This window comes from Streptomyces mutabilis, from assembly GCF_014649815.1.
GTDB classification, from domain to species: Bacteria; Actinomycetota; Actinomycetes; order Streptomycetales; family Streptomycetaceae; genus Streptomyces; species Streptomyces mutabilis.
Map to the genome: position 1 here is coordinate 81395 of NZ_BMTT01000012.1, position 25878 is coordinate 107272.

The following is a 25878-nucleotide window of genomic DNA, read 5'->3' on the forward strand; positions in this document are numbered from 1 at the left end:
GTCGCCTCAGACGTCCGAGGAACTGAGCGACACCGACCGGTGCCACGCGTTGAGGAACCCCGCCATGGCACCGAGTTGTCGCAGCCCTTGTGCCGACAGGTCCTCGTAGACACGCAGGTCCACGGCGACACCGGAGTGCGCGGCCCGGGTGGCGAACGACAGGGTGTCGTCCAGCAGCACCTCGGTGCCCGCCGCGTGGAGCTGTACGGGCGGCAGACCGTGCAGGTTGCCGTGGAGCGGGCTGAGCAGGGGGTGGTCGCGCGGGGTGGGCCCCGCGTAGGCCGCCGCCCGCACGGGCAGCGCCTCGGCGTCCACCGTGCGATCGGCGACCGCGTTGAGGAACAGGCTCGGCGCGTCGAGGGTGAAGTCCAGCACCGGCGACGTCAGCACCGCGCAGGTGGGCAGCGGTGCGCCCGCGTCCCGCAGCCGTAGCAGCAGACCTGCGGCCAGAGCCCCGCCGAGCCGCTTGCCGGCCACCGCCACCGGCCCCCGGTCATGGCAGTACTCCCAGGCGGCGTAGACGTCCTCCAGAGCCTGCGGGAAGTGCGGGCGATAGCGTGCGCACACGACCGCCTGGCCGGTGAGTCGCGTCAGTTCCCGGGCGGTGGGCAAGGCGTCCTGCGGGGTGCCCGCCAATCGGGGATCACCGTGGACGTACAGCACGGTTTGACCGGCGGCAGTGCCCTCCGGCCGGGTCTCGGGGCCGAACTGACTCTCCTCCACGCGGACTTCACTTGCCACGGGACATCACCTTCTCCGCCGCTTGCCAGTGTTCCTGCGACACCCACAGCCGGGCGAAGGCCGCTGCGGCCTCCTGCGGCGAGCGGGTGCGTGTGGTCAGACTCTTGACCTCGCGGGCCTGACGCGTCGCGAGAGAGCGCGCCAGGTCGCGCCAATGCCGGTCGAACTCCGCGCGCGGCAGCACCAGATCGACCAGGCCCAGGCGCTCCGCCTCCGAGGCGTCCAGCACCCGGCCGGTACCCGCCAGCAGCAGGGCGCGCCCCGGGCCCACCAGCCGGGCCAGACGCTCGGCCCCGCCCCAGGCGGGAACGATCGCCAGCCGGGTCTGGTTGAAGCCGATACGGGTGTCGTCCGCCGCCACCCGGATGTCCGCGGCGACCGCTACCTCCGCCCCACCGCCCAGAGCGTGCCCGTTGAGCGCGGCCATGACCGGGCCGGGGAAGGCGGCGATCCGGTCGCACAACGCCCGCATCCGCAGCGCCATCCCCGATGCCTCCGACTCCGTACGCAGCCGGGACAACTCCTTGAGGTCTCCGCCGGACACGAAGGCCCGGTCGCCCGCCCCCGTCACCGCGAGTGCCGACGCCCCCTCGGCCGCGTCCAGCGCCTTCTCCAGTTCGCCCATGGTGTCGAGGTCGAGCGCGTTGCGGGCGTGCGGTCGGTCGATCGTGACGACGGCCAGGCCGTCCTGAAACTCCAGCTCAACCATGTGCGGCCTTCCGGTCGTCGGGCGGAACGGATCAGTCCTCGTACACCACGGTCACCTCGGGGGAGGTCGGCTCGGCCTGGCAGGTGAGCACCCATCCCTGGGCCACCTCGTCGGCGTCGAGGGCGTTGTTCACGCGCATCTTGACCTCTCCCGTCGTCAGCTGTGCCATGCAGGTGGCGCAGTCCCCGGACTCACAGGAGAACGGCGGGGAGAAGCCCGCCCGGCGGGCGGTCTGCAGCAGGGTCTCGCCCTGCCGCTGCGGGACCGTACGACGCTGCCCGCGCGCACCGACCGTGACGGTGCCGACGTCGGTGACCGGCTCGTCGGCCGCCGTCGGCACCGTCACGGCGGGCTCCGCCACCGGCGTGAAACGCTCGACGACGATGCGCTCGGACGGCACCCCCGCGCCGGACAGCGTCCGCTCCACCAAATCCATGAAGGGTGTCGGCCCGCACACGTAGAAGTCGGTGTCCTGCGGCTCGTCCCCCGTCACGGCGCGGATCTCGTCCTCGGTGACCAGCCCGTCCCGGTCGTCTAGGTGATGCCGTACGTCGAAGCGCGCGGGGTGCTGGACGACGAGTGTGTCCAGGGCGGTGGAGAAGATCGCGGCCCGGTGGTTCTGATGCGCTGTCAGCAGGCGGATCGGTCGAGTCGTGGTGGCCAGGGCGCTCTTGACGAGCGAGAACACGGGCGTGATCCCGCTGCCGCCGGCGAAGGCGACGAGCGGACGTCCGACCCTTCCCTCGCGCAGACAGAAGGAACCGGCGGGCCGGGACACGTGCAGCGTGTCACCCGCCCGGAGTTCCTGGTGCATCCACTGCGAGACGAGACCGCCGGGCACGCGCTTGACGGTCACGCACACCTCGCCGTCGGTGTCGGGAGAGCTCGACATCGAGTAGCTGCGCAGAGCCCCGCGGGCCCGGAACGTGAGGAACTGCCCGGCGCGGTAAGGGAAGGAAACGTCGAGGGCGAAGGTGCGGACGTCCGGTGCCTCTTCGATGACCCGGGTGATCCTCGCTGGATGGAAGCCGTGGTCGCGTGCCATGTATGGAACTTACCTTCTCTCCGTGGGAGAGTGCAATTCTCATACACCCATCACGCGTGAGAGAGGTGCCCGAGACATGTCGACGTTTTCCCCCGCCGCGCTGCGGACCGTTCCGGCCGAACTGGTCGCCCGCTATGAGGAGTCGGGTTGGTGGACTCGTGAGACCCTCGGGGACCTGCTGGCGAGCGGCTTGACCAAGTCGCGGGGAGTGGAGTTCCGCGTGCACTCGGACGTCCGGCCGTGGGCCGGGACGTTCGCCGACGTGGAGCTGGTCGCCCGCCGCCTGGCCGAGGGGCTGCGTGAACGCGGAGTCGGGCCGGGCGACGTGGTGGTCATGCAGCTGCCCAACTGGATGGAGGCCGCCGCCGTCTTCTGGGCCTCGGCCCTCCTCGGTGCCGTGGTGGTCCCCGTCGTGCACTTCTACGGGCCGAAGGAAGTCGCGTACATACTCGAGGTCACCCGCCCGAAGGCGTTTTTCGCGGCCGAGTGCTTCGGCAGGCAGCGGTTCCGCCCGGACCTGTGCGCGTCGGTCCCGATCGTCGGCGTGGTGGGCCGCGACTTCGACGAGCTGCTGGCCGAGGAGCCGATGCCCGGCGTGATCCCGGTGGACGCGGGCGCGCCCGCGCTGATCGCCTTCACCTCCGGCACCACCCGCGATCCCAAGGGCGTCATCCACAGTCATCAGACCCTCGGTTACGAGACGCGGCAGCTGGCCGCCTCCTATCCGCCCGATCGGGGCCGGCAGTTCACCGTCGCTCCGGTCGGTCACTTCATCGGCATGGTGAACGCCTTCCTCATCCCCGTTCTCGACGGAACCCCCGTCAACCTGGGCGACACCTGGAATCCCGGCCAGGCGCTCGCTCTGATCCGCTGCGAGGGGCTGGTCGTCGGGGGAGGGGCGGCTTACTACATGACGAGCCTCGTCGACCACCCCGACTGTACGCCGGCGCACATCGCGGGACTCAAGTATGCGGGCCTCGGCGGCGCGGCCGTGCCCTCGGCGGTGACGACCCGGCTGGAGACCCTCGGAATCACGGTGTTCCGCGCGTACGGCTCCACCGAGCACCCGTCCGTCACCTGCACCCCGTACGACGGCCCGGCCGGCAAACGTCTGCACACCGACGGCGTGGCGTTGCCCGGTGTCGAACTGCGCCTGGCCGCGGACGGTGAGATCCTCACCCGCGGTCCCGACCTCTGTCTCGGCTACACCGACTCCGGCCTGACCCGTGCGGCGTTCGACGCGGAGGGCTGGTACCGCACCGGTGACATCGGGTCCCTCGACGAGGACGGCTGGCTCTCCGTCACCGACCGCAAGGCGGACATCATCATCCGGGGAGGGGAGAACATCAGCGCCCTAGAGGTCGAGGAGATACTGCTCGGCCTGCCCGGGGTGTCGGAAGCCGCCGTGGTCGGCGTGCCCGATCCGCGCCTCGGGGAACGCGCCGCCGCCGTACTGCGCATGCGGTCGGGGTGGCAGGCCCCCGGCCTGGCCGAACTGCGGCTGCACCTCGAACGGGCCGGCCTGGCACGGCAGAAGTGGCCCGAGCAGATCCATGACGTGGACGACTTCCCGCGTACGCCCAGCGGCAAGGTGAAGAAGTTCGTCCTTCGCAACCGCATTGCCACTCCCGCTAGATGAGAATACGATTCTCGCAATCGGTGAAGGAGGATCTCATGCCGTCTCGCGAGCTCACGTATCCGCTCTTCGACGCGGACAACCACCTCTACGAGACCCAGGAGGCACTGACCAAGTACCTTCCGAAGGAGTACGACGGGGCCATCCAGTACGTGAACGTCCGCGGCCGCACCAAGATCGCGATACGCGGGCAGATCAGCGAGTACATCCCCAACCCGACCTTCGACGTCGTGGCCCGCCCCGGTGCCATGGAGGATTACTTCAAGGTCGGCAACCCCGACGGCAAGACCCGCCGGGAGATCTTCGGTGAGCCGATGCGCTCCGTCCCCGCGTTCCGCGAACCGGGCCCGCGCCTGGAACTGATGGACCAGCTCGGTGTGGACCGCAGCCTGATGTTCCCGACGCTGGCGAGCCTCATCGAGGAACGCATGAAGGACGACCCGGAGCTCATCCACGCGGTCATCCACTCCCTGAACCAGTGGCTGCACGAGACGTGGGGCTTCACCTACAGGGACCGCATCTTCACCGTCCCCGTCATCACGCTCCCGGTCGTCGAGAAGGCCATCGAGGAGCTGAACTGGGTGGTGGAGCGGGGCGCCCGGGCCATCCTGGTCCGGCCTGCCCCCGTTCCCGGCTACGGCGGCACACGGTCCTTCGCCCTGCCGGAGTTCGACCCCTTCTGGAAGCGGGTCGTCGATACCGGCGTCCTGGTCGCGCTGCACTCCTCCGACTCCGGTTATGCGAACTACGCCAACGACTGGGAGGGCCAGCGGCGCGAGTTCCTGCCGTTCAAGCCCAACGCCTTCCGCCAGGTCAACGAGTGGCGGCCCATCGAGGACGCGGTCACCTCCCTGATCTGCCACGGGGCGCTCTCCCGATTCCCCGAGCTGAAGATCGCGGTGATCGAGAACGGTGCCTCGTGGGTGGAGCCGGTACTCAACCGGCTCGCCGACGTGCACAAGAAGATGCCGCACGAGTTCCAGGAGGACCCGGTCCAGGTCTTCCGGCGCAACATACACATCAGCCCCTTCTGGGAGGAGGACATGGCGCAGCTCGGCGGACTCATCGGCATCGAGCGCGTCCTGTTCGGCTCCGACTACCCCCACCCGGAGGGCCTCGCCGACCCCGTCACCTATGTCGACCACCTCACCAAGCTCAGCGAGGAGGACAAGGCCAAGGTGATGGGCGGCAACCTGGCCCGGCTGATCGACGCATGACACCGACGACGACGCGGTGGCGCAGCATCCCCGAGCTGGTACGGAGCGCGGCCGACCGCTTCGGTGACGCCGAGGCCGTGGTAGACGGTGAGCAGCGCCTGACCTTCACGGAGCTGGCCGACCGGGCCCGGCGCACCGCGGGGGCGTTCGCCTCGGCGGGCGTCGGCCCGGGGGACCGGGTCGCCCTGTGGGCACCCAACTCGGCCGAGTGGATCGTCGCCGCCTTCGGACTGCTGACCGCCGGCGGGGTACTCGTGCCGGTGAACACACGATTCCTCGAGGACGAGGCGCACGACATCGTCGTACGCAGCGGTGCCAAGGCGCTGCTGGTCCAGAACGGCTTCCTGGACCGGACGTTCACCGGCCCGCCCGGCGTGCCCGTCATCGACCTGAGGAACGACGGCTTCCTCGCCTCCGGCCGGCCGCTGGAGCGCGAGGTCGGCGAGAACGACCTGGCCGACATCGTCTTCACCTCCGGCACGACGGGCCGCCCCAAGGGGGTGATGACCACCCATGGGCAGACCCTGCGGCTCTACTCGGAGTGGTGCGACCTCGCACAGCTCCGCCAGGGCGACCGGTACCTGATGGTCAACCCGTTCTTCCACATCTTCGGCTACAAGGCGGGACTGGTCGCCTCCCTGATCCGGGGCGCGACCGCGCTGCCCCTCGCGGTCTTCGACGTCGGCCGCGTGCTGGAGCTGGTGGAGAAGGAACGGGTGACCGTCCTGCCCGGCCCGCCCACCCTCTACCACTCCCTCCTGGAGGCGGACGGCGGACGGGACCTGTCCTCACTGCGGGTGGCGGTCACCGGCTCCGCCGACATCCCCGTCGGACTGGTGCGCCGGATCACCACGGAGCTGCCCTTCAGCCACCTCATGACCGGCTACGGGCTCACCGAGGCCGGTACCGTCACCGCCTCCCGCCCGGGCGACCCGTACGAGGCCGTCGCGACGACCGTCGGCAAACCCTGCCGGGGCTTCGAGGTGCGCGTCGCCGAGGACAAGGAAGTCCTGGTCCGCGGCTACTCGGTGATGCGCGGCTATCTCGACGACCCGGAGGCCACCGCCGAGGCGATCGACGCGGACGGCTGGTTGCACACCGGGGACCTGGGGGAACTGGACGAGGAGGGCCGGCTCAGAATCGTCGGCCGCAAGAAGGACATGTTCATCGTCGGGGGCTTCAACGCCTACCCGGCCGAGATTGAGGGCTTCCTGCTGGAGCACCCCGCCGTCGCCCAGGTCGCCGTCGTCGGCGTGCCCGACGCACGCATGGGACAGGTCGGCCAGGCGTTCGTGGTGAGGCGCGGCGAGGTGACCGAGCCCGAGCTGATCGCGTGGGCCAAGGAACGGATGGCCGGGTTCAAGGTGCCACGCCACGTCGAGTTCCGCACCTCGCTGCCGCTCACAGCGACCGGCAAGGTGCTCAAGGACCAACTGCGCTGACCACGGGCAAGCCCGGCCACGCCCCACCTCACACAAGGACGACGCCCCGTCATGACCGACGACGCCCGCACCGCCTCCGGCATTCCGCTGAAACCCCTGTACGGCCCGGAGGACCGGCTCGCCGATCCTCCGCCCCCCGGTGCCTTCCCCTTCACCCGAGGCAACTACCCCACGGGCTACCGGGGTCGCACCTGGACCCTGCGCCAGTACTCCGGCTTCGGCACCGCCGAGGAGTCCAACCGCCGCTACCGCTACCTCCTGGACCAGGGAGGCACCGGACTGTCGGTCGCGCTCGACCTGCCCACGCAGTGCGGGTACGACTCCGACGACCCCGAGTACACGGACGAGGTCGGACGCGTCGGCGTGGCCCTCGACACCCTCGCCGACGCCGAGATCCTCTTCGACTCCATCCCCCTGGACCGCATCAGCACCAGCTTCACCATCAACGGCACCGCCGCCATCCTGCTCGCCTTCTACGTCGCCGCCGCCGAGAGGCGCGGCATCCCGCGCGAGAGGCTGACCGGCACCATCCAGAACGACGTGCTCAAGGAGTACGCCTCCCGCGGCACCTGGATATGGCCGCCCGAGCCGTCGCTGCGGCTCATCGCGGACACCATCGAGTTCTGCGCCGCCGAGGTGCCCCGCTTCAACGCCATCTCGGTCGCCGGTGCGCACTTCCGGGACGCGGGCGCCAACGCCGTGCAGGAGATGGCGTTCACCCTCGCCGACGGAGTGACGTACTGCGAGACCGTGCTCGCACGCGGCCGCATGACCATCGACCAGTTCGCCCCGCAGATCTCCTTCTTCTTCTACACCCACGGCGACTTCTTCGAAGAGGTTGCCAAGTACCGCGCAGGGCGGCGGCGTTGGGCCACCCTGGTCCGGGAGCGGTTCGGGGCGAAGACCGACAAGGCGTGCATGTTCCGCTTCGGCTGCGTGGCCGGCGGCGCCTCGCTGTACGCGCCGCAGGCCCGCAACAACACCGTCCGCGTCGCCTACGAGGCGCTCGCCTCCGTCCTCGGCGGCGTCCAGTCGATGTTCACCGCCGCCTGGGACGAACCGTTCGCCCTGCCCAGCGAGGAGTCGGCCACCCTCGCCCTGCGCACCCAGCAGATCCTGGCGCACGAGACGGGCGTGACAAGCGTCGCCGACCCGCTGGGCGGCTCGTACTTCGTCGAGGCACTGACCGACGCGACCGAGGAGCGCATCGAACGGATCATGGCCGACCTGGAGGCGCACGGCGGCATGGTGCGCTGTATCGAGGACGGCTATCTGCAGACCCTGATCGCCGACGAGGCGTGGCGGCTGCACCAGGAGGTCGACTCCGGCGCACGGCCGGTGGTCGGCGTCAACCGCTTCACCGCCGAGGAGCCCCCGCCCGACCTCGCCACCTACGAACTGGACGCCGAGGGCCGGGATCGGCAGCTCAAGAGGCTCGCGCGGGTCAAGGCGGAACGCGGCAACGCCGACGTTCGCGCCCGACTCGACGCCCTGAAACACGCCGCCGAAGGAGACACCAACCTGATGGGCCCTTTGATCGATTGCGCCAACGCCTACTGCACCGTGGGCGAGATGGCGGGCGCCCTGCGCGAGGTGTGGGGCGAGTTCCGGCAGCCGGTGGTGTTCTGATGGCGCCGCCGGTACGCGTCCTCGTCGCCAAGCCCGGACTCGACGGGCACGACCGCGGGGCGAAACTCGTCGCCCGCGCGCTGCGGGACGCTGGGTTCGAGGTGGTGTTCACCGGCATCCGCCGCCGTGTCGACGACATCGCGGCCACCGCCGTACAGGAGGACGTGGCCCTGGTCGGCCTGTCCATCCTGTCCGGTGCCCACCTCGCGCTGACCCGCCGCACGCTGGAGGCCCTGCGCGCGGTCGGCGCGGACGACATCCCTGTCGTGGTCGGCGGCACCATCCCCAGCGGGGACGTGGACCTGTTGTACGACGCCGGGGCCGCCGCCGTGTTCCCCACGGGAACGGCCCTGGACTCCCTCGTGGCCGAGATCCGCGCCCTGACAGCCGCCCCCGAAGCCCTTTCGACCTCTGAGGAATGACATGCGAGTCGGAGTGATGAGCGGCCCCGAACGGGGCGACGCCGCCTACAAGGCGGACCGCATGGTCGACGACGCCCGCTGGGCCGAGGAAGCCGGATTCGACACGGTGTGGGTACCGCAGGTGCCCACCGACTTCGACGCGCTGACGGCCGTGACCCTGATGGGGCGGGCCACCTCCCGCATCGAACTGGGCACGGCGGTCGTGCCGGTGCACGCCCAGCACCCCGTCGCCCTGGCCCGCCAGGCCCTGTCCGCGCACGCGGCGGCCGGTGGACGCCTGGCCCTCGGCGTAGGCGCCTCCCACCACTGGATCGTCCGCGACATGCTCGGCCTCCCCTACGAGAAGCCGGCCGCGTACACCCGCGCCTACCTGGAGGTCCTGAGCGCGGCGGTCGGCGGGGCGGCATCCGTGGACGTCGAGAACGACGTCTTCCGCGTGCACAACCCTTTTACCGTGGGTCCGGTTGCCCCGCTGCCGGTCCTGCTGGCCGCGCTGGGCCCGGTGATGCTGCGGATCGCGGGGGCGCTCACCGACGGGACCGTGCTCTGGCTGGCGGACGAGAGGACGGTGGCCGACCACGTCGTCCCGGCGATCACCAAGGCGGCGCGGGAAGCGGGACGTGCGGCACCCCGCGTCGTCGCCGGCATCCCGGTCTGCCTGTGCGCGCCGCACGAGGTCGACGCGGCCCGAGAGCGCGCCAACCGCATCCTCGGCGAGGCCGAGGTGTCACCCAACTACCAGCGCCTGATGGAACACGGCGACGCCCGTGACGTCGGCGACCTGTGCGCGGCCGGCGACGAAGCCGCCATCAGGGCCCGATTCCAGCGGTTCGCGGAGGCGGGCGTGACCGACCTGGCCGTACGCCTGCTGCCCATCGGCAGCGGACGCGAGGAATTGGTCGCCTCCAAGCTCCGCACCCGGGACGCGGTGGCGGCGATCGCCGCGGACTTCCGGTGAGCGGTCCGGGGCCCCTGTCCGGGCTGCGCGTCCTGGAGGTCGGACACATCCTGGCCGGGCCGTACGCCACCATGCTGCTGGCCGACCTGGGCGCACAGGTCACCAAGGTCGAACCGCCCGGCGGAGACCTGTCCCGTCAGGTCTCCGACGCCTACTTCGCCAGCCTCAACCGGGGCAAACGCTCCGTCCGCCTGAACCTGGCCACTCCGGAGGGCCAGGGGCGCCTGCACGAGCTGGTGCGGGGTGCTGACGCCCTCCTGGTCAACCTCAAGCCGTCGGCCGTCCACCGCTACGGCCTCACCTACGAGGCGTTGAAGCACTGGAACGAACGGCTGGTGTGCGTCGCCCTCACCGGCTGGGGCATGGACGCCGGTGACCAGCCCGCGTTCGACTACGTCATCCAGGCCGCCACCGGCATCGCGGCGCTCACCGGCGAGCCCGAGGGCCCGCCCCAGCTGCCCGGCTACTCCTCCGCGGACAACTCGGCCGGCCTCGCCGCCGCGCTCGGCCTGCTGGCACAGGTCGTCTCGGGGCGCGGCGGACAGGTCGACGTCTCCCTGCGCGACGTGATGCTCTCCCAGCTCAACTACCACGCGGCCGCCTGGCTCAACGACGGCGCACCCCCGCGCCGCCTCGGCGGTGCCCACGCCTACTACGTCCCCGCACAGCTCTTCCCGACCGCCGACGGCCACCTCGCCCTGTTCATCACCCACGACGGCTTCTGGCGCGCGTTCGCCACGGAGGCGGGTATCGAGGGCTACCCCACGATGGCCGAACGGGCCGCCCACCGCGGCGAGGTCGTCGCCGCCGTGACGAAGGCCCTGGCCGCGGACACGGCGACGAACTGGGAGGCCCGGCTGCGCCCGCTGGGGGTCCCGGCGGGCGCCGTGCGCACCCTGCCCGAGGCCCTCGCCGAGGCACCGGAGACAGTGGCCGAGTCAGGTGGTCGCCGGCTGGTGGGCAGCCCGTTCCGCATCGCCGGGTACGAGCCGGAGTACGGCCCGCCGCCGCGGCTCGGAGAGCACGGGGATCGCACCTGATCACCGCCCACCGCATTGTGTCCGGTCGGCACCCGGTCGCCCTGCTGGGTAACCGCTGTCCGCCGAGACCGGCTCCGGCACCCCGTTCGACCTGAACCTGGGATCCCTCCCCCGGAGCTGTCCGCTCCTCAGGTCCCGCGGAGCCGGGCTCCGTTCGGCGCTGGTGGCCGGCCGCCGCCACCGCCCACCACGGCATCTCCGTGCGTACGCTGCACCAAGGACGACCGTGAAAACCGCGCCGCGCTGGAACGAGCTACTTCGGAGGGAATCTCAACGCCCCGTCCAGACGGACGACTTCTCCGTTGAGGTAGTCGTTCTCGCACAGGTGCTGTACCAGCGCGGCGTACTCCTCGGGCCGTCCCATTCGCCGCGGATGCGGTACCTGGGGACCCCAGTACGCCTCCAGTTGGTCGCCGGCCTTCCCGTACGCCGGCGTGAGGACGGTACCCGGAGCGACGGAGACGACGCGGATGCCGAGGGGCGACAGGTCACGGGCGGCGACCAGTGTCATCGCGGTCACGCCGCCCTTCGCCGCGGCGTAGGACAGTTGGCCGATCTGCCCCTCGTACGCGGCGATGGACGACGTGGTGACGACGACGCCGCGTCCGCCGTCCTCGCCGAAGGGTGCCGTGCGCGCGATGGCCGCGGCGGCGAGCCGCAGTACGTTGAACACCCCGGTCAGGTAGACGTCGACGGTGGTGCGGAAGCCCTCCAGACCCAGAGGGAAGCCGTCCTTGCCGACCACGCGGCCACCGCTCGCGGGCCCCCCGTGGCAGTCCACCGCGATCCGGAGATCCCCGGCCCGTACCGCCTCTTCGACCGCCGCCCGGACGGAGTCCTCGTCGGTGGCGTCGGTGCGGACGTAGCGCACTCCGAGCTCCGCCTCCAGGGCCTTGCCCTTGTCGTCGGCGAGGTCGGCGACCACCACCCGGGCGCCCGTCGCACACAGTCGCCGGACGGTGGCCTCGCCCAGCCCGCCCGCCCCGCCTACCACCAACGCCGCACAACCGTCGATGTTCATGACGTTCCCTCCACTTGAAAGTGTGGATCTGAGTGTAGGAGAATGCCATTCTCATGAACATAGCCGTGATCCTGGAAATGGCCGCCTCGGCGGAGGATCGGCCGGCCGTCACAGAAGATGGCCGCACGCTCTCCGCCGCCGAACTCCAGCGCCTGGCGCGCCACGCGGCCGACCGCTTCCGTGGCCGCACCGCGGTCCTCTACCTGGGGCCCAACCACCTCGCCTACCCGGTCGCCCTGTTCGGCGCCGCACTGGCGGGAATTCCCTTCGTCCCCCTCAACTACCGCCTCGGCGAGCAGCAACTGGGCGCGCTGGTCGCGCGGCATCCCGGGGCTGAGGTACTGAACCCGGCCGACCTCGACGCACTGCTGGCTCCCTCAGGCGAGGCCGAGTGGCTGCCCGCCCCGCAGGACGCGGAATCCGTCGCCGTCGTCCTCTACACCAGCGGCACCACCGCAGCCCCCAAGGCCGCCCTGCTCCGCCACCGCCACCTGCTCGCCTACGTCTTCAACACCCAGGACTTCGGATCGGCGGAACCGAGCGACGCCAGCCTGGTGGCGCTGCCGCCGTACCACGTCGCCGGCCTGATGAACTTGCTCACGAACCTGTATGCGGGACGCCGCGTCGTCTACCAGGGCGTCTTCCAGCCGGCCGACTGGCTGGCCACGGTACGCCGCGAGGGCGTCACCCACGCCATGGTGGTCCCGACCATGCTGGCGCGCCTGACCGTCGAACTGGGTGAAGCGCGGGCCGAGACCCCTACCCTGCGCAACCTCGCCTACGGCGGCGCGCGCTGCCCGCGTCCGGTGGTGGAACGGGCCCTGCGTCAGTTCCCGGACACCGGCTTCGTCAACGCCTACGGGCTTACGGAGACCGCCTCGTCCGTCTGCGTTCTGGGCCCCGACGACCACCGGCGTGCGGTCGCGTCCGAGGACCCGGCGGTGCACGCGCGACTGGGCTCGGTGGGGCGGCCACTGCCCGGTGTCGAGGTCGAGATCCGTGACGAGGACGGCAAGACGCTGGAGCCGGGGGACACCGGGCTCGTCCTCGTGCGCGGCGCCCAGATATCCGGCGAGTACGAGGGCGCGGGTGACTCCGGTGACGGAGACGGATGGTTCGCCACCCGGGACCGCGGGCGGCTGGACGAGGACGGTTACCTGTTCCTCGAGGGCCGCGCGGACGACACGATCATCCGGGGCGGCGAGAACATCGCCCCCGCCGAGATCGAGGATGTCCTGCTTCAGTACCCGGGCATAGAGGAGGCCGCCGTGCTCGGCCTGCCGGACCCCGAGTGGGGCCAGCGGCTGGTCGCGGTGCTCGTCGGTGCCGGCGATCCGGAGGAGATCCGGTCCTTCGCCAAGCGCCGCCTGCGTTCCTCGAAGACCCCGGACACCGTCGTCTTCCGCTCCGAACTGCCCCGCACCGCCACGGGCAAGCTGCTGCGCCGCACCCTCGTGGCCGAGCTCGCCGAACCGGAGGAGACCACCGATGCCTGACGCCGTGCTCGTCGCCGCCCTGCGCACCCCCATCGGCACCGCCTTCAAGGGCAGCCTGCGCGACACGACAGCCCACGAACTCGCCGACCGCATCGTCGCGACGGTGGCCGAAGGCCTCGATCCCGGTCTGGTGGACGACGTGATCCTCGCCGAGTCGCACTACGGCGGCGGAGTCGTCGCCCGTCACGCCGCGCTGACCGCGGGACTGCCGCATGTACCGGGACTCGCCCTCAACCGGCACTGCGCGGCAGGGCTGGCGGCGGTGCAGACCGCCGCCGCCTCGGTACGGGCTGGCATGGACCGGCTGGTTCTCGCCGGCGGCGTCAACTCCGCGTCCACCGCGCCCAAGCTGTTCTTCCGTGGTGTCGAAGGCCCGTGGGTGCCGCCGTCCCACCCGGACCGGGCCGACGCGCCCAACCTCGACATGTCGATCACGGTGGGTTGGAACACCGCGGTGCGAGCCGGGATCAGCCGCGAGGATATGGACGCGTGGGCGCTGCGCTCGCACCGCAACGCCGTGCGCGCCCTCGACGAAGGGCGCTTCAAGGACGAGACCGTGCCCGTCGACACCGCACACGGCCCCTTCGAGGCGGACGAACACCCGCGCCGCGACACCAGCGCGGAACGCCTCGCCGCCCTCAAACCGCTCCACCCCGAGATCGAGGGCTTCTCCATCACCGCCGGAAACGCCTGCGGCGCCAACGACGCGGCGGCCGCCGTGGCGGTGGCGGACGCGGGTCTCGGGCTGCCGGCCCTGGCCACCGTGCGCGCCTGGGCCTCCGTCGCCCTCGACCCCGCCGAGACCGGCCTCACCCCCGTGCAGGCCATCCCGAAGGCACTGGGACGGGCGGGCCTCACCGTGTCCGACGTCGACCTCTTCGAGATCAACGAGGCCTTCGCTTCCGTCGCCGTCGCCGCCGTCCACCGCCTCGGCCTCGATCCGGACACCGTGAACGTCAACGGCAGCGGCTGCTCCCTCGGGCACCCGGTCGCGGCCACCGGCGCCCGTATGGTCGTCACCCTCGTCCACGAACTGCGCCGCAGGGGCGGGGGAGTGGGCGTCGCGGCCATGTGCGCGGGCGGGGGGATGGGTTCCGCGCTGGTCCTGGAGGTTCCCGCACCCTGAAAGCGCGCGCGGGGGTGCCCGGACCCCGAGGTCCGGGCACCCCCGCGCGCACGTTCAGACGAACCGCAACAGCGCCTCCTGGGCGAAGGAGGCGATCAGTGCTTCCTCCTCCGTCAGCACGTCCCCGCGTCCGAAACACCGCCCGTGTGCGGCCAGCGGACTGTGCTGGCGCAGCAGCAACCACCGTCCCGTGTCGAACGGCCGGTGAAACCACACGGTGTGCGCCGTCACGGCCGAGACGAACGCCGTACCGGAGTCCGTCTGCGTCACTCCGGGCACCGGCCGCAGCGCGGTGCCGATCGGCGTGAGGTCGGTCGCGTACGCGACGAGCGCGGGCGCGGCGGCCCTCGGTGCTCTCGGGACATGGGTCCACAGCTCGTGGACGGGCGGCTCGGCCTTCTCGGTGTCGAGGTCGGTCGCCGCTCGTGACTCCCAGGGCAGCAGGGCGAGGTCCACCCGGTGTTCCGGGCCGGGGAGTGCGGGGGGCGGGTCGGTCGTCTGGCGTTCCGGGCCCTCCTCCCACGCGTGGAGGCCGGCGTTCGCCACCGCGATCACCCCGTGCCGCTGCCGTGCGACGAGCCGCACGGTCGCGAACGTACGGCCCTGCTGCGGTACGTCGGTCTCGTAGCTCACCGGCTCGCCAGTACGGCCCTCGCGCAGGAACTGGGTGTGCAGGGACTTGAGGTCCTTGCCGGTCACGGACCGGGCCGCAGCGCGGGCGAACTGGGCCAGCAGTTGTCCGCCGAACAGCCGACGGTACTCCAGCCGCTGTGAGGGGCCCTCGTAGGTGTGCTCGTCCACGGCCGTCAGATCGAGGCAGCCGAGCAGGTCGTGCCAGAGATCGGTGGGCACCTGACGCTCCTCACAGTTCGACGAGGCGCGGGGTGCGGCCCTCGCGCAGCAGCAGCGTCCCCGCCTCGCGGGTGAGGTCGCGGGCTGAGCCCAGCAGTCCGTCCAGGACCAGAGCGCGTTTGACGTGGAGGTGCAGCTCGTGTTCGGCGGTGAAGCCGATTCCGCCGAGCGCCTGCTGGCAGTGGCGTGCGGCGGTGAGCGCGGCCCGGCCTGCCGCCGCCTTGGCGAGGAGGGGGGACGTGTCGTCGTCCCCGGCGGCCGTCAGGGCCGCCTCGGCGCCCTCCAGGGCGACGTGTGTCTCGGCCAGGCGGTGACGCAGCGCCTGGAACGAGGCGAGCGGGCGTCCGAACTGTTGCCGGTCCAGGACGTGGCGGCGGGCCAGCGCGAGCATCGTCCGCCCGGTCCCGAGCAGCCACCAGCCCAGCGCCCGGCGCCCGCCGGCCAGGGGAACGGGACCGCCCTCGGCGACGCGCCGCAGCGGCAGCCCGGGGTCCAGCGGACGGTCGCCCGCGTCGCCGTCCCGTACCCACTCCACCCACAGCCCGCCCGTGTACGGCAGCGCCGGTGTCCGGCCCGGCGGGCCTCCCGTCTCACGCAGGACCACGTCATTGAGAACGGAGGCGTGCGCGCCGGTCTCGCCGAGCAGGCGGAAGACCAGGGGGACCGCCGTGTCCGGTTCCTCGGCGAGCATCTGGGTCCAGCCGAGGTCGGCGAGGGCGGTGTCCAGGCCGGTGCCCGAGGTGCCCGTCATCGTCTTGCGCAAGGTCTGCTCCAGCAGTTCGCGTTCGTCGGCGTCCACGAGCGGTCACTCCTTTCCGAGGCCCAGCAGGCGGCGGGCGACGATGTTGCGCTGGATCTCCGCGGTGCCGCCGTAGATGGTGGCCGCACGCGAGTAGAGGTACTCGGTGCGCCACGTTCCCGCGTCCGTCAGCTCGACGGCGCCGGGCAGCAGGTCGCGCGCGGTGTCGAAGAGCCGCTGCTCGGCGGTGGCCAGGAGGATCTTGTCCACGGACGTCTCCGGCCCCAGCCTTCCCTCCTCTGCCAGTGCCCGCTGGGTGTGCGCCGAGCGGCAGCGTGCCGTGTGCAGGTCGAGCCAGGCGGCGCCGAGGGAGTCGGCGTCCGGTTCGCAGCCGTCCGCAAGCAGCCGGTCCAGGCGGCTGTGCAGATGAGCGATCCGGTGCCAGAAGCAGGTGGAGCGCTCGTGCGGCAGGAGGTCCATGGCCAGCTTCCAGCCGTCACCCGGCGCGCCGAGCAGGCGGTCGCCCGGGACGCGGACGTCGTCGAGGAAGACCTCGGCGAACTCGTCGACACCGTGAATGGTGCGCAGCGGGCGGACGGTGATGCCGGGGGAGTCCATGTCGACCAGGAAGGCGCTGATGCCGTCGTGGCCCGGTCCGCCGGTGCGGGCCAGCAGGACACAGCGGGCGGCGTACTGGGCGAGGCTCGTCCACACCTTCTGCCCGGACACCACCCAGTCGTCCGCGTCGCGCGTGGCCCGTGTGCTCAGCGAGGCCAGGTCACTGCCCGAGCCCGGCTCGGAGAAGCCCTGGCACCACTGCTCCCGGCCGCTCAGCAGCCGGGGCACCATGTCGGCGGCCAGCGCCGGCGGCGCGTAGTCGATCAACGTGGGCACCAGAACCTCGACCATCGACCAGATGCCGGGTTCGGCCAGGTCGCGCGAGGCGATCTCCTCGCCGAGCACCGCCCGCAGGACACCGGGCCCGCCCAGCCCGCCGACCTCGCGGGGCCAGCCGTGGCGCATCCACCCCGCCTCCCACAGCGCCCGGCGGACCCGGGCGAGCTGGGCCACCTGGGCGTCGAGGCCGTGATCGTCGCCGGGGGCCAGGTCGTGGGCGTCGAGCCAGACCCGCAACTCCCGCCTGAAGTCGGCAGTGTTCATGAGCGCGTGCGCTCGAAGGCGTGCGGCCGGCCCGAGTCGTGGTCGCCGCTGCGCCGGATGAAGGTCATGGCACGGGTGCGCAACCGCCACCCCTCGGCCGTCCGCACATACGTGTCGTTGTAGTAGCCGACGCGCAGGGCGTGCTCCGAGTGCTCGACGAAACACAGCGGCTGGGTGCCGGTGGCCGTGTCGCCGTCCAGCTCGATCGCCGGGGAACCCACGAGGAACAGTCCCTTGGGGGCCGCGGCGATCAACGCGGGGAACTCGTCGAGCGGATAGGTGTCGCCGAACGCGCTGTAACTGCCGCCCGAGGTGAACACGCCGAGCACCCTGTCCACGTCACCGCGGGTCATGGCGACCGCGTAGCGGGCGAGGAGTTGTTCGATCTCCACCAGGTCGTCGGTAGGGCTCACGGGGCCGCCTCTCTCGTCGTCCGTTCGGAATGAGAATGGGATTCTCGCTGATGAGTATCGTGTACGGATGGTTGATTCTCCAATAGGGAGAAGCTAGTTTCCAAGCCATGGATCAATTCCTGGCCTTCACGGTGGTGGGCCTGAGCACCGCCGCGATCTACGCCGTGATCGGCAGCGGCCTGGTACTCACCCACACCACGGCGGGCGTCTTCAACTTCGCCCACGGCGCGGCCGGCATGCTCGCGGCCTTCTCCTACTGGCAGCTCGCCGTCGGCTGGGAATGGCCGGTGCCGCTCGCCCTCGCCACCGTGCTGCTCGTCCTCGCGCCGGCCTTCGGCCTCTTCGTCGAGCGGGTGCTGATGCGCCCGGTCCAGGCCCTCGGCGAGGCCGAACGCCTCGTCATGACGGTGGCCCTGCTCACCGGATGCATCGCGCTGGCCCGCTGGGTCTGGGACCCCAACACCGCCCGGCCTCTCGCCCCGTTCTTCGCCGACCGCTCCGCCATCCGGCTCGGCCCCGCCTCCATGACCTGGCACCAGGCAGTCACCATGGCCGTCGCGGTCGCCGTGGCCGCGGCACTGTGGTTCCTGCTGCACCGCACCCGGGCCGGCACGGAGATGCGCGCCTCGGTCGACGACCGCGCCCTGGCCGGCCTGACCGGCGCCGACCCGCTGCGGGCCGGCCGCCTCGCCTGGACACTCGGCATCCAGCTAGCCGCCGTCGGCGGCATCCTCATCGCACCCACCGTCGCCCTCGACGCCCAGCAGCTCTCCCTACTGATCGTCAGCGCCTACACCGCCGCCGTCTTCGGCAGACTGCGCAGCCTGCCGCTCACCTTCCTCGGCGCGGTCGTGGTCGGCCTGCTGGAGGCCTACCTCGCCGGCTACCTGCCGCGGAACGACTTCCTGCCCGGCCTTCGCCTGGCCGCCCCCGCCCTGCTCCTCCTCCTGGCGCTGCTCGCCTTCCCGCACCGCCGGCTGCGCGGCCGCGACCGCCGACTGGTCCGCGTACCGCTGCCCACCGCACGCGGCAGCCTCGTCTTCGCGGGCAGCGTCGTGCTCCTCGCGGTCGTCCTGGTCACCGTCCTGACCGAGGACGCGATCATCTCCTACGGCGCGGTCTTCTCCCTCGGCGTCATCGCCCTGTCCTTCGTGCCGCTGGCCGGCTTCACGGGACAGATTTCGCTGTGCCAGCTGTCCATCGCGGGCATCGGCGCCGTGGTGTGGGGCCACCTCGGCGCGCACGGCGAGCTGTGGGCGCTGCCCGTCGCCGTGCTGATCGCGGCAGGCGTGGGAGCACTCGTCGCCCTTCCCGCGCTGCGCCTCTCTGGCGTCTATCTGGCGCTCGGCACTGCCGCCTTCGCCGTCATCCTCGACCGCTGGGTCTTCACCCTCCCCGCCTTCGACGTGTTCGGTGTGCGCGTCACCCTGTTCGACCAGGGCTCCGTGCCGGTCACCGGCCCCGATCTGTTCGGCTGGCACCTCACCTCCCCCACCCAACTGCTGCTGCTGGCCGCCGTCCTCCTCGCGCTCGCCTCGCTCGCCGTGGCCGCGCTGCGCCGAGGCCGCATCGGCCGCCGGCTGATCGCCCTGCGCGACAGCGAGGCCGCCTTCGCCACCCTCGGTGGGCGCCTACTCGGCGCCAAAGTGGCCGTCTTCGCCCTGTCGGCCGGGCTCGCCGGCCTCGGCGGGGCCCTCTACGGCATGCAGTTGCAGACCGTCACCGCCGAGCAGTTCAACCTCGTCGCCGGCCTGCCGATCTTCCTCATCGCTGTCATCGGAGGGCTCGGAGCCGTGGGAACGGGCCTGTTTGCCGGGCTTGCCTTCGTTGTCCCGACGCAGCTGTTCGCGGAACTCGGCAGCTGGGCCCACGACCTCTCGACGCTGCTCATCGCACTCGCCGGGATGGGCCTCGCGCACAGTCCGGCCGGAGTGGCCCCCCGGATGCACGCCGAGTGGGCGAAACTCGCCCGCGACCGGACCCTGTTCCGCGCACTGCTCGGTGTGCTCGCCCTGTGCTGGCTGCTCGCCGCCACCAACGCGGTGAACGGCGGCCTGGCCCTCGTGGCGGCCCTCGTGGCAGCCCTGTCGCTCAACGCCCGCGCCTCCGCGCGGCGACAACCGGCCCCGGACATCCCCGTGGAGTGGTGGGGCCTGCGCCGACCGTGGAAGCCCGAGGACGGGGAGGTGCTGAGCCGTGCCACTGCTGCGAGCTGAGGAGGTGAGCGTCTCCTTCGGAGGGCGCCGCGCCCTGGACACGGTGACCGTGGCCGCGGAAGCGGGCCGCGTCACCGGACTCATCGGACCCAACGGAGCGGGGAAGAGCACCCTGTTCGACGTCATCTCCGGACTGCGCCGGCCGCTCACCGGCCGGGTCCTGCTCGACGGACACGACATCACCCGGGAGAGCCCGGCCCGCCGAGCCCGACGCGGACTCTTCCGCACCTTCCAGCACCTGGAGCTGTTCGGACGCCTCACCGTCCGCGACAACCTCCTCGTCGCCGCCGAACTCGGCCCCGGCCGACTCCAGGCGGCCCGTACGGCGGACCGGGTCCTGGACCGCCTGGGACTGACGGACCAGGCCGACGCGCCCGCCGACGCCCTGCCCACCGGCGTGGCCCGGCTCGTCGAGGTCGCCCGCGCGCTCGTCCTGGAACCGAAGGTCCTGCTCCTCGACGAACCCGCCGCAGGCCAGGACACCGAGGAGACCGGCCGCTTCGCCGACCTGCTCCGCTCCCTCGCCGCGGAGGGCACCGCCGTACTCCTCGTCGAACACGACATGAGCCTGGTGATGACCGTCTGCGACGAGGTCCACGTCCTCGACCTCGGCACCGTCGTCGCCAGCGGCCCGCCCGCGCGGATCCGGCACGACAAAACGGTACTCGCGGCCTACCTGGGGGAGGAATGACCATGGGCGCCATCGGCGGACCGCTCCTCGAACTGAGCGGTGTGCGCGCCGCGTACGACGGCATCACCGTCCTGCACGGCGTGGACCTCACGGTCGACGCCGGCCAGGTCGTGGCACTGCTCGGCCCCAACGGGGCGGGCAAGACCACCACGCTGAACGTGGCCGCCGGAGTCCACCCGCCCAGCGCCGGCCGGCTGAACCTCGGCGGCCGAGACGTCTCCGGCGCCCGCGCCGGGGACCTCGCCCGCTCCGGCGTCTGCCTCATCCCCGAGGGGCGCGGAGTCTTCCCCAACCTCTCGGTGCGGGACAACCTCTGGATGATGACCTTCACGGGCCGCACCCGGGAAGAGATCGAGGACGCCGCCTACGCCCGCTTCCCCGTCCTCGGCGACCGCCGCACCCAAGCGGCCGGCACCCTGTCCGGCGGCGAGCAGCAGATGCTCGCCCTCGCCCGCGGACTGACGACCGACCCCGCCGTCCTCCTGCTCGACGAACTCTCCATGGGCCTGGCCCCATTGGTCGTGGCGGACCTGTACGAACGGGTCGCGGACATCGCCCGGGAGGGCGTCGCGGTCCTGATCGTCGAACAGTTCGCCGCTGCCGTGCTGAAGATCGCCGACCACGCCGCCGTCCTGGCCCGCGGCCGGATCCCGTGGCAGGGGCCTCCCGACAGGTCCCTGCACGCCGAACTCTCCTCCTACTACCTGGGGAGCGCCCCATGACGTCCAGCCCCGCACCGCGACCACGCGCGGAACGGTTCGCCCGCGAACTCGCCGAGCTGAAGATCCCGGACCCCGCCGCCGCGCGCGCCGCCCTGTGGCTCCGTCTCGGCGGTCTGCTGATGGCCGTGGGGCTCGTGCTCGGCGCGGTCGCCTTCCCTCTCGCCCACGGCACGGACAACTCGCTCGCCCAGGGCGACGCCCTTGCCGTCGGCCTCGGCGGGATCGCCGCCGCGGTGGTGGGCGCGGCCCTCTTCCTGCGCTACTCGCTCACCGGCTTCCTGCGCTTCTGGCTGGCCCGCCAGTCCTACGACCTGGAACTGCTGGGGGAGCGGCTCACCACGACACTCCCGACCCACCCTCTTCCGGAAGGAGATCCACGCCATGGCGTCCCCCGCACCGACCCCGCGCCCCGGTGACCAGCTCGCCTCGGCCACCGGCACCACACGGGTGATCGTCATCCGGGCCCCGCAGCAGGCCGCCGGCCCGATCGAGTGCGGCGGCAGCCCGATGGTCCCCGCCGATCAGGCACCCGTCCCCGCCCCGGCCGGGGAGGCCACGGGCACCTTGATCGGCAAACGGTACGTGGACCCGGCCGACACCCTCGAACTCCTCTGTACCGCGTCGGGCCCCGGCCACCTCGCCTACGCAGGGGAACCGCTGACCATCAAAGCGCCGAAGGCGCTGCCCGCCTCCGACTGAACCGAGACCGAGCCCCGAGGAGGGTCCTCATGGACCGCGACGACATGATCCTGATCAGCGTCGACGACCACATCATCGAGCCGCCCGACATCTTCGCCAACCATCTGCCGGCCCGCTACAAGAAGGACGCCCCGCGCCTGGTCCACCGAGACGACGGCACCGACGTCTGGCAGTTCCGGGACAACTCCGTCGGCAATGTCGCGCTCAACGCGGTCGCCGGGCGTCCCAAGGAGGAGTACGGCATGGAGCCGCAGGGCCTGGCCGAGATCAGGCCCGGCTGCTACGACGTCGACGAGCGGGTCGCCGACATGAACGCCGGCGGCGTCCTGGCCCAGATGAACTTCCCCTCCTTCCCCGGCTTCTCCGCCCGCATGTTCGCCACCGAGGACTCCGACTTCTCCCTCGCCCTGGTGCGCGCCTACAACGACTGGCACATCGACGAGTGGTGCGGCGCCCACCCCGGACGGTTCATCCCCATGGCGCTGCCGGCGATCTGGGACGCCGAGCTGTGCGCCCAGGAGATCCGGAGGGTCGCGGAAAAGGGCTGCCACGCGCTGACCTTCCCGGAGAACCCGGTCCCGCTCGGTTACCCGAGCTTCCACACGGAGTACTGGGACCCGGTGTGGCGGGCGCTGACCGACTGCGGCACGGTGATGAACCTGCACATCGGCTCCTCCGGGCGCCTCGCCATCACCGCCCCCGACGCCCCGCCGGACGTCATGATCACCCTCCAGCCGATCAACCTGGTCCAGGCGGCGGCCGACCTGATCTGGTCCCGCGTCCTGAAGGAGTACCCGAGCGTCAGGATCGCGCTGTCCGAGGGTGGCACCGGCTGGATCCCGTACTTCTTGGATCGGATCGACCGCACCTTCGAGATGCATGCCACCTGGACCCTCCAGGACTTCGGCGGCAAGCTGCCGTCGGAGGTGTTCCGCGAGCACTTCCTGACCTGCTTCATCTCCGACCCCGTCGGCGTGAAGCTCCGGCACGACATCGGCGTCGACAACATCTGCTGGGAGGCGGACTATCCGCACAGCGACTCCATGTGGCCCAACGCCCCGGAAGAGCTGCACGAGGTGCTCACGGCGAACAACGTGCCGGACGACGAGATCAACAAGATGACCCACGAGAACGCGATGCGCTGGTACTCCTTCGACCCGTTCGCGCACGTGCCGCGCGAGCAGGCCACGGTGGGTGCGCTGCGCAAGGCCGCCGAGGGACACGATGTGTCCGTCCAGCCCCGCAGCAAGCAGGCGGCCGTCGCTCCGCTGGAGAAGCTGGCCAACTACCGCAGGAAGGCGGAGGCGGCCCTGGCGGCGGCGCGCGACTGAGTTCCGAGCCGAACGGACCGGTCCGGTCCCGCGAAGGCGCCGGGCCGGTTTCGCGTGGGCTCATGGCGGAGGGCCGTGCCGGCCCGGCGGCACATGGGGAAGTCAGACCACCTCCTGCGGACGGGGCCAGGGCATCCCGTGCAGCCGCTCGATGTCGGAGTTGAACCGCTGGAGGTAGTCGGCGAACGCCGCGATGTCCTCCTCCGGCCAGTCGGCCATGATGCGGTCAAGGCTGGCGACGACGCCCGTGCGTTCCTCGTCGAGGCGCCGTTCGCCCTCCTCGGTGATGCGGAACTTGCGGGCCATGCCCCCGCCGGGGTCGGGGATGCGCTCGACAAGGCCCGCGCGCATCGCTGCGGCGGTCTGCCGGTTGAGCGTGGAGACGTCCAGTCCGAAGGCGTCGCCGAGCTGCCCGATCGACATAGGGCCCTCCACGCGGATGCGGCTGAGCAGAATGTACGCGCTGCGGTCCAGGACACCGCCGGTACGGCGGCCCTTGCCCTTGTGCAGGTGCATGTACCGGCCCAGCAGCATCTGCTCGAACTCGACCCGGTCCGTGGCCCCGCCTGCCGTGTCCACTGCCGTCTCCCTCCGTGCCGCGACTCCCGAGAGTTCGCTTCCCGTCCATCATATGCATCGCACATGAAATGTGGTGGATACACAACATGTGTATGATGCATATGGCGCCCGACGCGAGGTGCCTCCGTTGACGATTCTCAGAGGAGCTCCACCATGGACGGCCCTCAGCCGACCACCCGCTCGAACGGCGTCGTCGCTACACTCGCCCTGGCGGGCACCGTCGCCGCGATCATGCAGACCCTGGTGACCCCGCTGATCGCGGATCTGCCCCGGATACTGGACACGACGCCCTCCAACGCGGCGTGGGTGATCACGGTCACGCTCCTCGTCGCGGGCGTGTGCGTCCCGGTCTCCGGGCGCCTCGGTGACCTGGTGGGCAAGCGGCGCATGCTGCTGGTCTGCGCCGTGCCCCTGGTCATCGGCTCGGTGGTCTGCGCGCTCTCCTCGTCCGTCCTGCCGATGATCATCGGACGTGGTCTGCAGGGCATGGGCATGGGCATGGTGCCGTTGGGAATCGCCCTCCTGCGTGACGTCGTCCCGCAGGAGAAGCTGAGCGGATCCATCGCCCTGGTCAGCGCCTCCATGGGCATCGGCGGTGCCCTCGGCCTGCCCATCGCCGCCGCCGTGGCCCAGTACGCCAACTGGCGCGTGCTGTTCTGGGGCTCGGCCGGGCTCGCCCTGCTGATCGGCGCGCTGATCTACTTCGTCATCCCGGACGTGCCCGCCGCCGCCAAGGGCCAGCGCTTCGACGCCCCCGGAGCCATCGGTCTCGCCATCGGCCTGGTCTCCCTGCTCCTGGCCATCTCCAAGGGCGGCGACTGGGGTTGGACCTCGGGCACCACGCTGGGCCTGTTCGTCCTGGCGGTCGTGGCCCTGCTCGTCTGGGGCCTCTACGAGCTGCGCACCGGCGACCCGCTCGTCGACCTGCGCACCACCGCCCGCCCGCGCGTGCTGCTCACCAACGGCGCCTCCATCCTGATCGGTGTCGGGATGTACGCCTTCATGCTGATCGCGCCGCAGCTGCTCCAGTTCCCCGAGGCCACCGGCTACGGTCTGGGCGAGTCGATCCTGGCGACCGGCCTGTGGATGGCGCCCGGCGGCGTGATGATGATGATCGTCTCCCCGCTCGGCGGGAAGCTGATCAACGCGCGCGGTCCGAAGGTCGCCCTGGTCCTCGGAGCGCTGGTGATGGCCGCCGGCTACGGGCTCGCGCTCGTGCTCATGGGGTCCGCCTGGGGCCTGATGATCGTCGGCATCGTCATCAACAGCGGCGTCGGCCTCGCCTACGGCGCGATGCCCGCCCTGATCATGAGTGCCGTCCCGGTCTCCGAGACGGCGGCGGCCAACGGCTTCAACACCCTCATGCGCTCGCTCGGCACGACGATCGGCTCGGCGGTGATCGGTGTCGTCCTGGCGCAGATGACCATCACCATGGGCGGCCACACGCTCGCCTCCGAGGACGGCTTCCGCACGGGTCTGATGATCGGCTGCGGCGTGGCGCTCGTGTCGGCCGCCGTCGCGGTCATGATCCCCGCCATCCGCGGCGAGGGGAACCGTGCCGGTGAGGAGCCGGCCTCCGCGGAGGAGGCTCCGGCCCGCGTCTGAACCGTTACGGGGCCCGGTGCGCAGCGTCCGGCTGCGGCCACCGGGCCCTGACGTGTACGGGGGGTCACCCGAGACGCGGTGACAGGCCGGCGACGAGGACGGCGTTGGTGACGGCCGCGGCCTGGCGGAGCGGTATCGCCTCCTGGTAACCGGCCGACTCGTACCAGGCTCGTGCCGCCTCCACCGAGTCGAACTCGACGATGACCGTCCGGTCGCCGTGCCACTCGCCCTCCAGGATCTGGGGGCGGGGGTCGACGGCCCGGACACGGGCGCCGGCCCCGGTCATCGACGCTGCGGAGACCTTGCCGTAGGCGGCCATGCCCTCCTCGTGTCTGATGGCCTCGGTCATGATGACGTACGCCTTGGGCATCGGATCTCCTTCGCCGCG

At 71.4% G+C, this 25878-nt stretch carries 26 protein-coding genes; 16 read left to right on the plus strand and 10 right to left on the minus strand.

The window, feature by feature from the left end; all coding sequences use genetic code 11:
* Positions 1-6: 6 nt before the first annotated feature.
* Genes IE142_RS23390 through IE142_RS23400 form a run of 3 tightly spaced genes read right to left on the minus strand, consistent with a single transcriptional unit; the run spans position 7 to position 2495 of the window.
* Entirely contained in the window at positions 7-741 is a 735-nt protein-coding gene (locus IE142_RS23390; RefSeq protein ID WP_191887569.1) for an alpha/beta hydrolase fold domain-containing protein, read from the minus strand.
* On the minus strand, positions 731-1450 hold the full coding sequence (locus tag IE142_RS23395; protein ID WP_191887570.1) for an enoyl-CoA hydratase/isomerase family protein: 720 nt from the start codon (positions 1448-1450) through the stop codon (positions 731-733). The genes IE142_RS23390 and IE142_RS23395 overlap by 11 nt, the downstream gene beginning before the upstream one ends.
* 31 nt (positions 1451-1481) lie before the next feature.
* A complete protein-coding gene (locus tag IE142_RS23400; RefSeq protein ID WP_191887571.1) occupies positions 1482-2495 on the minus strand; it encodes a ferredoxin--NADP reductase in 1014 nt (337 codons plus the stop codon).
* A 76-nt stretch (positions 2496-2571) separates the two neighbouring features.
* Between IE142_RS23400 and IE142_RS23405 the strand changes: the two genes are divergently transcribed.
* The 7 genes from IE142_RS23405 to IE142_RS23435 are packed head-to-tail and all read left to right on the plus strand — an operon-like array spanning position 2572 to position 10839.
* On the plus strand, positions 2572-4134 hold the full coding sequence (locus tag IE142_RS23405) for an AMP-binding protein (protein WP_229830808.1): 1563 nt from the start codon (positions 2572-2574) through the stop codon (positions 4132-4134).
* Positions 4135-4169: 35 nt separating this feature from the next.
* The gene (locus tag IE142_RS23410; protein WP_191887572.1) at positions 4170-5348 is read left to right on the plus strand and encodes an amidohydrolase family protein; all 1179 of its coding nucleotides are present in this window, start codon (positions 4170-4172) and stop codon (positions 5346-5348) included.
* A complete protein-coding gene (locus IE142_RS23415; protein WP_191887573.1) occupies positions 5345-6790 on the plus strand; it encodes a FadD3 family acyl-CoA ligase in 1446 nt (481 codons plus the stop codon). The genes IE142_RS23410 and IE142_RS23415 overlap by 4 nt, the downstream gene beginning before the upstream one ends.
* Positions 6791-6841: 51 nt before the next feature.
* Positions 6842-8419 (plus strand): methylmalonyl-CoA mutase family protein, encoded by a 1578-nt coding sequence (locus IE142_RS23420; RefSeq protein ID WP_191887574.1) that lies wholly within the window; start codon positions 6842-6844, stop codon positions 8417-8419.
* On the plus strand, positions 8419-8841 hold the full coding sequence (locus IE142_RS23425; RefSeq protein ID WP_191887575.1) for a cobalamin B12-binding domain-containing protein: 423 nt from the start codon (positions 8419-8421) through the stop codon (positions 8839-8841). Before IE142_RS23420 ends, IE142_RS23425 begins: the two co-directional genes overlap by 1 nt.
* A gap of 1 nt (position 8842) precedes the next feature.
* A complete protein-coding gene (locus IE142_RS23430; protein WP_191887576.1) occupies positions 8843-9799 on the plus strand; it encodes a TIGR03564 family F420-dependent LLM class oxidoreductase in 957 nt (318 codons plus the stop codon).
* Positions 9796-10839 carry a CaiB/BaiF CoA transferase family protein gene (locus tag IE142_RS23435; protein ID WP_191887577.1) on the plus strand — a complete coding sequence of 348 codons (1044 nt, stop codon included), beginning with the start codon at positions 9796-9798 and terminating at the stop codon, positions 10837-10839. Before IE142_RS23430 ends, IE142_RS23435 begins: the two co-directional genes overlap by 4 nt.
* A gap of 253 nt (positions 10840-11092) precedes the next feature.
* Here IE142_RS23435 and IE142_RS23440 read toward each other — a convergent pair whose 3' ends face one another.
* Positions 11093-11860 carry an SDR family oxidoreductase gene (locus tag IE142_RS23440; protein ID WP_191887578.1) on the minus strand — a complete coding sequence of 256 codons (768 nt, stop codon included), beginning with the start codon at positions 11858-11860 and terminating at the stop codon, positions 11093-11095.
* Between the two features lie 53 nt (positions 11861-11913).
* On the opposite strand from IE142_RS23440, the gene IE142_RS23445 reads away from it, so the two are divergent.
* Both IE142_RS23445 and IE142_RS23450 read left to right on the plus strand, forming a co-directional pair.
* The gene (locus IE142_RS23445; protein ID WP_191887579.1) at positions 11914-13356 is read left to right on the plus strand and encodes a class I adenylate-forming enzyme family protein; all 1443 of its coding nucleotides are present in this window, start codon (positions 11914-11916) and stop codon (positions 13354-13356) included.
* Positions 13349-14482, plus strand: a complete 1134-nt coding sequence (locus IE142_RS23450; protein ID WP_191887580.1) for a thiolase family protein — start codon at positions 13349-13351, stop codon at positions 14480-14482. Before IE142_RS23445 ends, IE142_RS23450 begins: the two co-directional genes overlap by 8 nt.
* 54 nt (positions 14483-14536) lie before the next feature.
* Here the strand turns inward: IE142_RS23450 and IE142_RS23455 are convergent, their stop codons facing one another.
* From IE142_RS23455 to IE142_RS23470, 4 genes are read right to left on the minus strand one after another with little or no spacing between them, the layout of a single operon-like run.
* Positions 14537-15334, minus strand: a complete 798-nt coding sequence (locus IE142_RS23455; protein ID WP_191887581.1) for an acyl-CoA thioesterase — start codon at positions 15332-15334, stop codon at positions 14537-14539.
* A gap of 10 nt (positions 15335-15344) precedes the next feature.
* A complete protein-coding gene (locus tag IE142_RS23460) occupies positions 15345-16133 on the minus strand; it encodes an acyl-CoA dehydrogenase family protein (RefSeq protein WP_229830809.1) in 789 nt (262 codons plus the stop codon).
* 6 nt (positions 16134-16139) lie between these two features.
* A complete protein-coding gene (locus tag IE142_RS23465) occupies positions 16140-17234 on the minus strand; it encodes an acyl-CoA dehydrogenase family protein (RefSeq protein ID WP_191887582.1) in 1095 nt (364 codons plus the stop codon).
* Positions 17231-17647: a nuclear transport factor 2 family protein gene (locus IE142_RS23470; RefSeq protein ID WP_191887583.1), complete on the minus strand. Its 417-nt coding sequence runs from the start codon at positions 17645-17647 to the stop codon at positions 17231-17233. Before IE142_RS23470 ends, IE142_RS23465 begins: the two co-directional genes overlap by 4 nt.
* Positions 17648-17754: 107 nt before the next feature.
* Between IE142_RS23470 and IE142_RS23475 the strand changes: the two genes are divergently transcribed.
* Genes IE142_RS23475 through IE142_RS23500 form a run of 6 tightly spaced genes read left to right on the plus strand, consistent with a single transcriptional unit; the run spans position 17755 to position 23306 of the window.
* Positions 17755-19863, plus strand: coding sequence for a branched-chain amino acid ABC transporter permease (locus IE142_RS23475; RefSeq protein ID WP_191887584.1), 2109 nt, complete (start codon positions 17755-17757; stop codon positions 19861-19863).
* A complete protein-coding gene (locus tag IE142_RS23480; protein ID WP_229830810.1) occupies positions 19844-20554 on the plus strand; it encodes an ABC transporter ATP-binding protein in 711 nt (236 codons plus the stop codon). The genes IE142_RS23475 and IE142_RS23480 overlap by 20 nt, the downstream gene beginning before the upstream one ends.
* A gap of 2 nt (positions 20555-20556) precedes the next feature.
* Positions 20557-21276 carry an ABC transporter ATP-binding protein gene (locus IE142_RS23485; protein WP_191887585.1) on the plus strand — a complete coding sequence of 240 codons (720 nt, stop codon included), beginning with the start codon at positions 20557-20559 and terminating at the stop codon, positions 21274-21276.
* Complete coding sequence (locus IE142_RS23490; RefSeq protein WP_229830812.1) at positions 21273-21692, plus strand: hypothetical protein; 420 nt, start codon at positions 21273-21275, stop codon at positions 21690-21692. The genes IE142_RS23485 and IE142_RS23490 overlap by 4 nt, the downstream gene beginning before the upstream one ends.
* Positions 21658-21975 (plus strand): hypothetical protein, encoded by a 318-nt coding sequence (locus tag IE142_RS23495; RefSeq protein ID WP_191887586.1) that lies wholly within the window; start codon positions 21658-21660, stop codon positions 21973-21975. Before IE142_RS23490 ends, IE142_RS23495 begins: the two co-directional genes overlap by 35 nt.
* Before the next feature lie 29 nt (positions 21976-22004).
* Positions 22005-23306 (plus strand): amidohydrolase family protein, encoded by a 1302-nt coding sequence (locus IE142_RS23500; RefSeq protein WP_191887587.1) that lies wholly within the window; start codon positions 22005-22007, stop codon positions 23304-23306.
* A gap of 102 nt (positions 23307-23408) precedes the next feature.
* On the opposite strand, the gene IE142_RS23505 is transcribed toward IE142_RS23500, so the two are convergent.
* On the minus strand, positions 23409-23840 hold the full coding sequence (locus IE142_RS23505) for a MarR family winged helix-turn-helix transcriptional regulator (protein WP_191887697.1): 432 nt from the start codon (positions 23838-23840) through the stop codon (positions 23409-23411).
* Positions 23841-24038: 198 nt separating this feature from the next.
* Here IE142_RS23505 and IE142_RS23510 point away from each other — a divergent pair, with 198 nt between their 5' ends.
* Positions 24039-25490, plus strand: a complete 1452-nt coding sequence (locus IE142_RS23510; RefSeq protein ID WP_191887588.1) for an MFS transporter — start codon at positions 24039-24041, stop codon at positions 25488-25490.
* 64 nt (positions 25491-25554) lie between these two features.
* On the opposite strand, the gene IE142_RS23515 is transcribed toward IE142_RS23510, so the two are convergent.
* Entirely contained in the window at positions 25555-25860 is a 306-nt protein-coding gene (locus tag IE142_RS23515; RefSeq protein ID WP_191887589.1) for a DUF1330 domain-containing protein, read from the minus strand.
* Between the last annotated feature and the right edge of the window lie 18 nt (positions 25861-25878).

Coding starts and splice junctions, on each gene's coding strand:
- IE142_RS23395 (WP_191887570.1), bottom strand. CDS start 1,450: ATGGTTGAGCTGGAGTTTCAGGACGGCCTGGCCGTCGTCACGATCGAC.
- IE142_RS23400 (WP_191887571.1), bottom strand. CDS start 2,495: ATGGCACGCGACCACGGCTTCCATCCAGCGAGGATCACCCGGGTCATC.
- IE142_RS23405 (WP_229830808.1), top strand. CDS start 2,572: ATGTCGACGTTTTCCCCCGCCGCGCTGCGGACCGTTCCGGCCGAACTG.
- IE142_RS23410 (WP_191887572.1), top strand. CDS start 4,170: ATGCCGTCTCGCGAGCTCACGTATCCGCTCTTCGACGCGGACAACCAC.
- IE142_RS23415 (WP_191887573.1), top strand. CDS start 5,345: ATGACACCGACGACGACGCGGTGGCGCAGCATCCCCGAGCTGGTACGG.
- IE142_RS23420 (WP_191887574.1), top strand. CDS start 6,842: ATGACCGACGACGCCCGCACCGCCTCCGGCATTCCGCTGAAACCCCTG.
- IE142_RS23425 (WP_191887575.1), top strand. CDS start 8,419: ATGGCGCCGCCGGTACGCGTCCTCGTCGCCAAGCCCGGACTCGACGGG.
- IE142_RS23430 (WP_191887576.1), top strand. CDS start 8,843: ATGCGAGTCGGAGTGATGAGCGGCCCCGAACGGGGCGACGCCGCCTAC.
- IE142_RS23440 (WP_191887578.1), bottom strand. CDS start 11,860: ATGAACATCGACGGTTGTGCGGCGTTGGTGGTAGGCGGGGCGGGCGGG.
- IE142_RS23445 (WP_191887579.1), top strand. CDS start 11,914: ATGAACATAGCCGTGATCCTGGAAATGGCCGCCTCGGCGGAGGATCGG.
- IE142_RS23450 (WP_191887580.1), top strand. CDS start 13,349: ATGCCTGACGCCGTGCTCGTCGCCGCCCTGCGCACCCCCATCGGCACC.
- IE142_RS23465 (WP_191887582.1), bottom strand. CDS start 17,234: ATGAACACTGCCGACTTCAGGCGGGAGTTGCGGGTCTGGCTCGACGCC.
- IE142_RS23475 (WP_191887584.1), top strand. CDS start 17,755: ATGGATCAATTCCTGGCCTTCACGGTGGTGGGCCTGAGCACCGCCGCG.
- IE142_RS23485 (WP_191887585.1), top strand. CDS start 20,557: ATGGGCGCCATCGGCGGACCGCTCCTCGAACTGAGCGGTGTGCGCGCC.
- IE142_RS23490 (WP_229830812.1), top strand. CDS start 21,273: ATGACGTCCAGCCCCGCACCGCGACCACGCGCGGAACGGTTCGCCCGC.
- IE142_RS23495 (WP_191887586.1), top strand. CDS start 21,658: ATGGCGTCCCCCGCACCGACCCCGCGCCCCGGTGACCAGCTCGCCTCG.
- IE142_RS23500 (WP_191887587.1), top strand. CDS start 22,005: ATGGACCGCGACGACATGATCCTGATCAGCGTCGACGACCACATCATC.
- IE142_RS23505 (WP_191887697.1), bottom strand. CDS start 23,840: ATGCTGCTGGGCCGGTACATGCACCTGCACAAGGGCAAGGGCCGCCGT.
- IE142_RS23510 (WP_191887588.1), top strand. CDS start 24,039: ATGGACGGCCCTCAGCCGACCACCCGCTCGAACGGCGTCGTCGCTACA.
- IE142_RS23515 (WP_191887589.1), bottom strand. CDS start 25,860: ATGCCCAAGGCGTACGTCATCATGACCGAGGCCATCAGACACGAGGAG.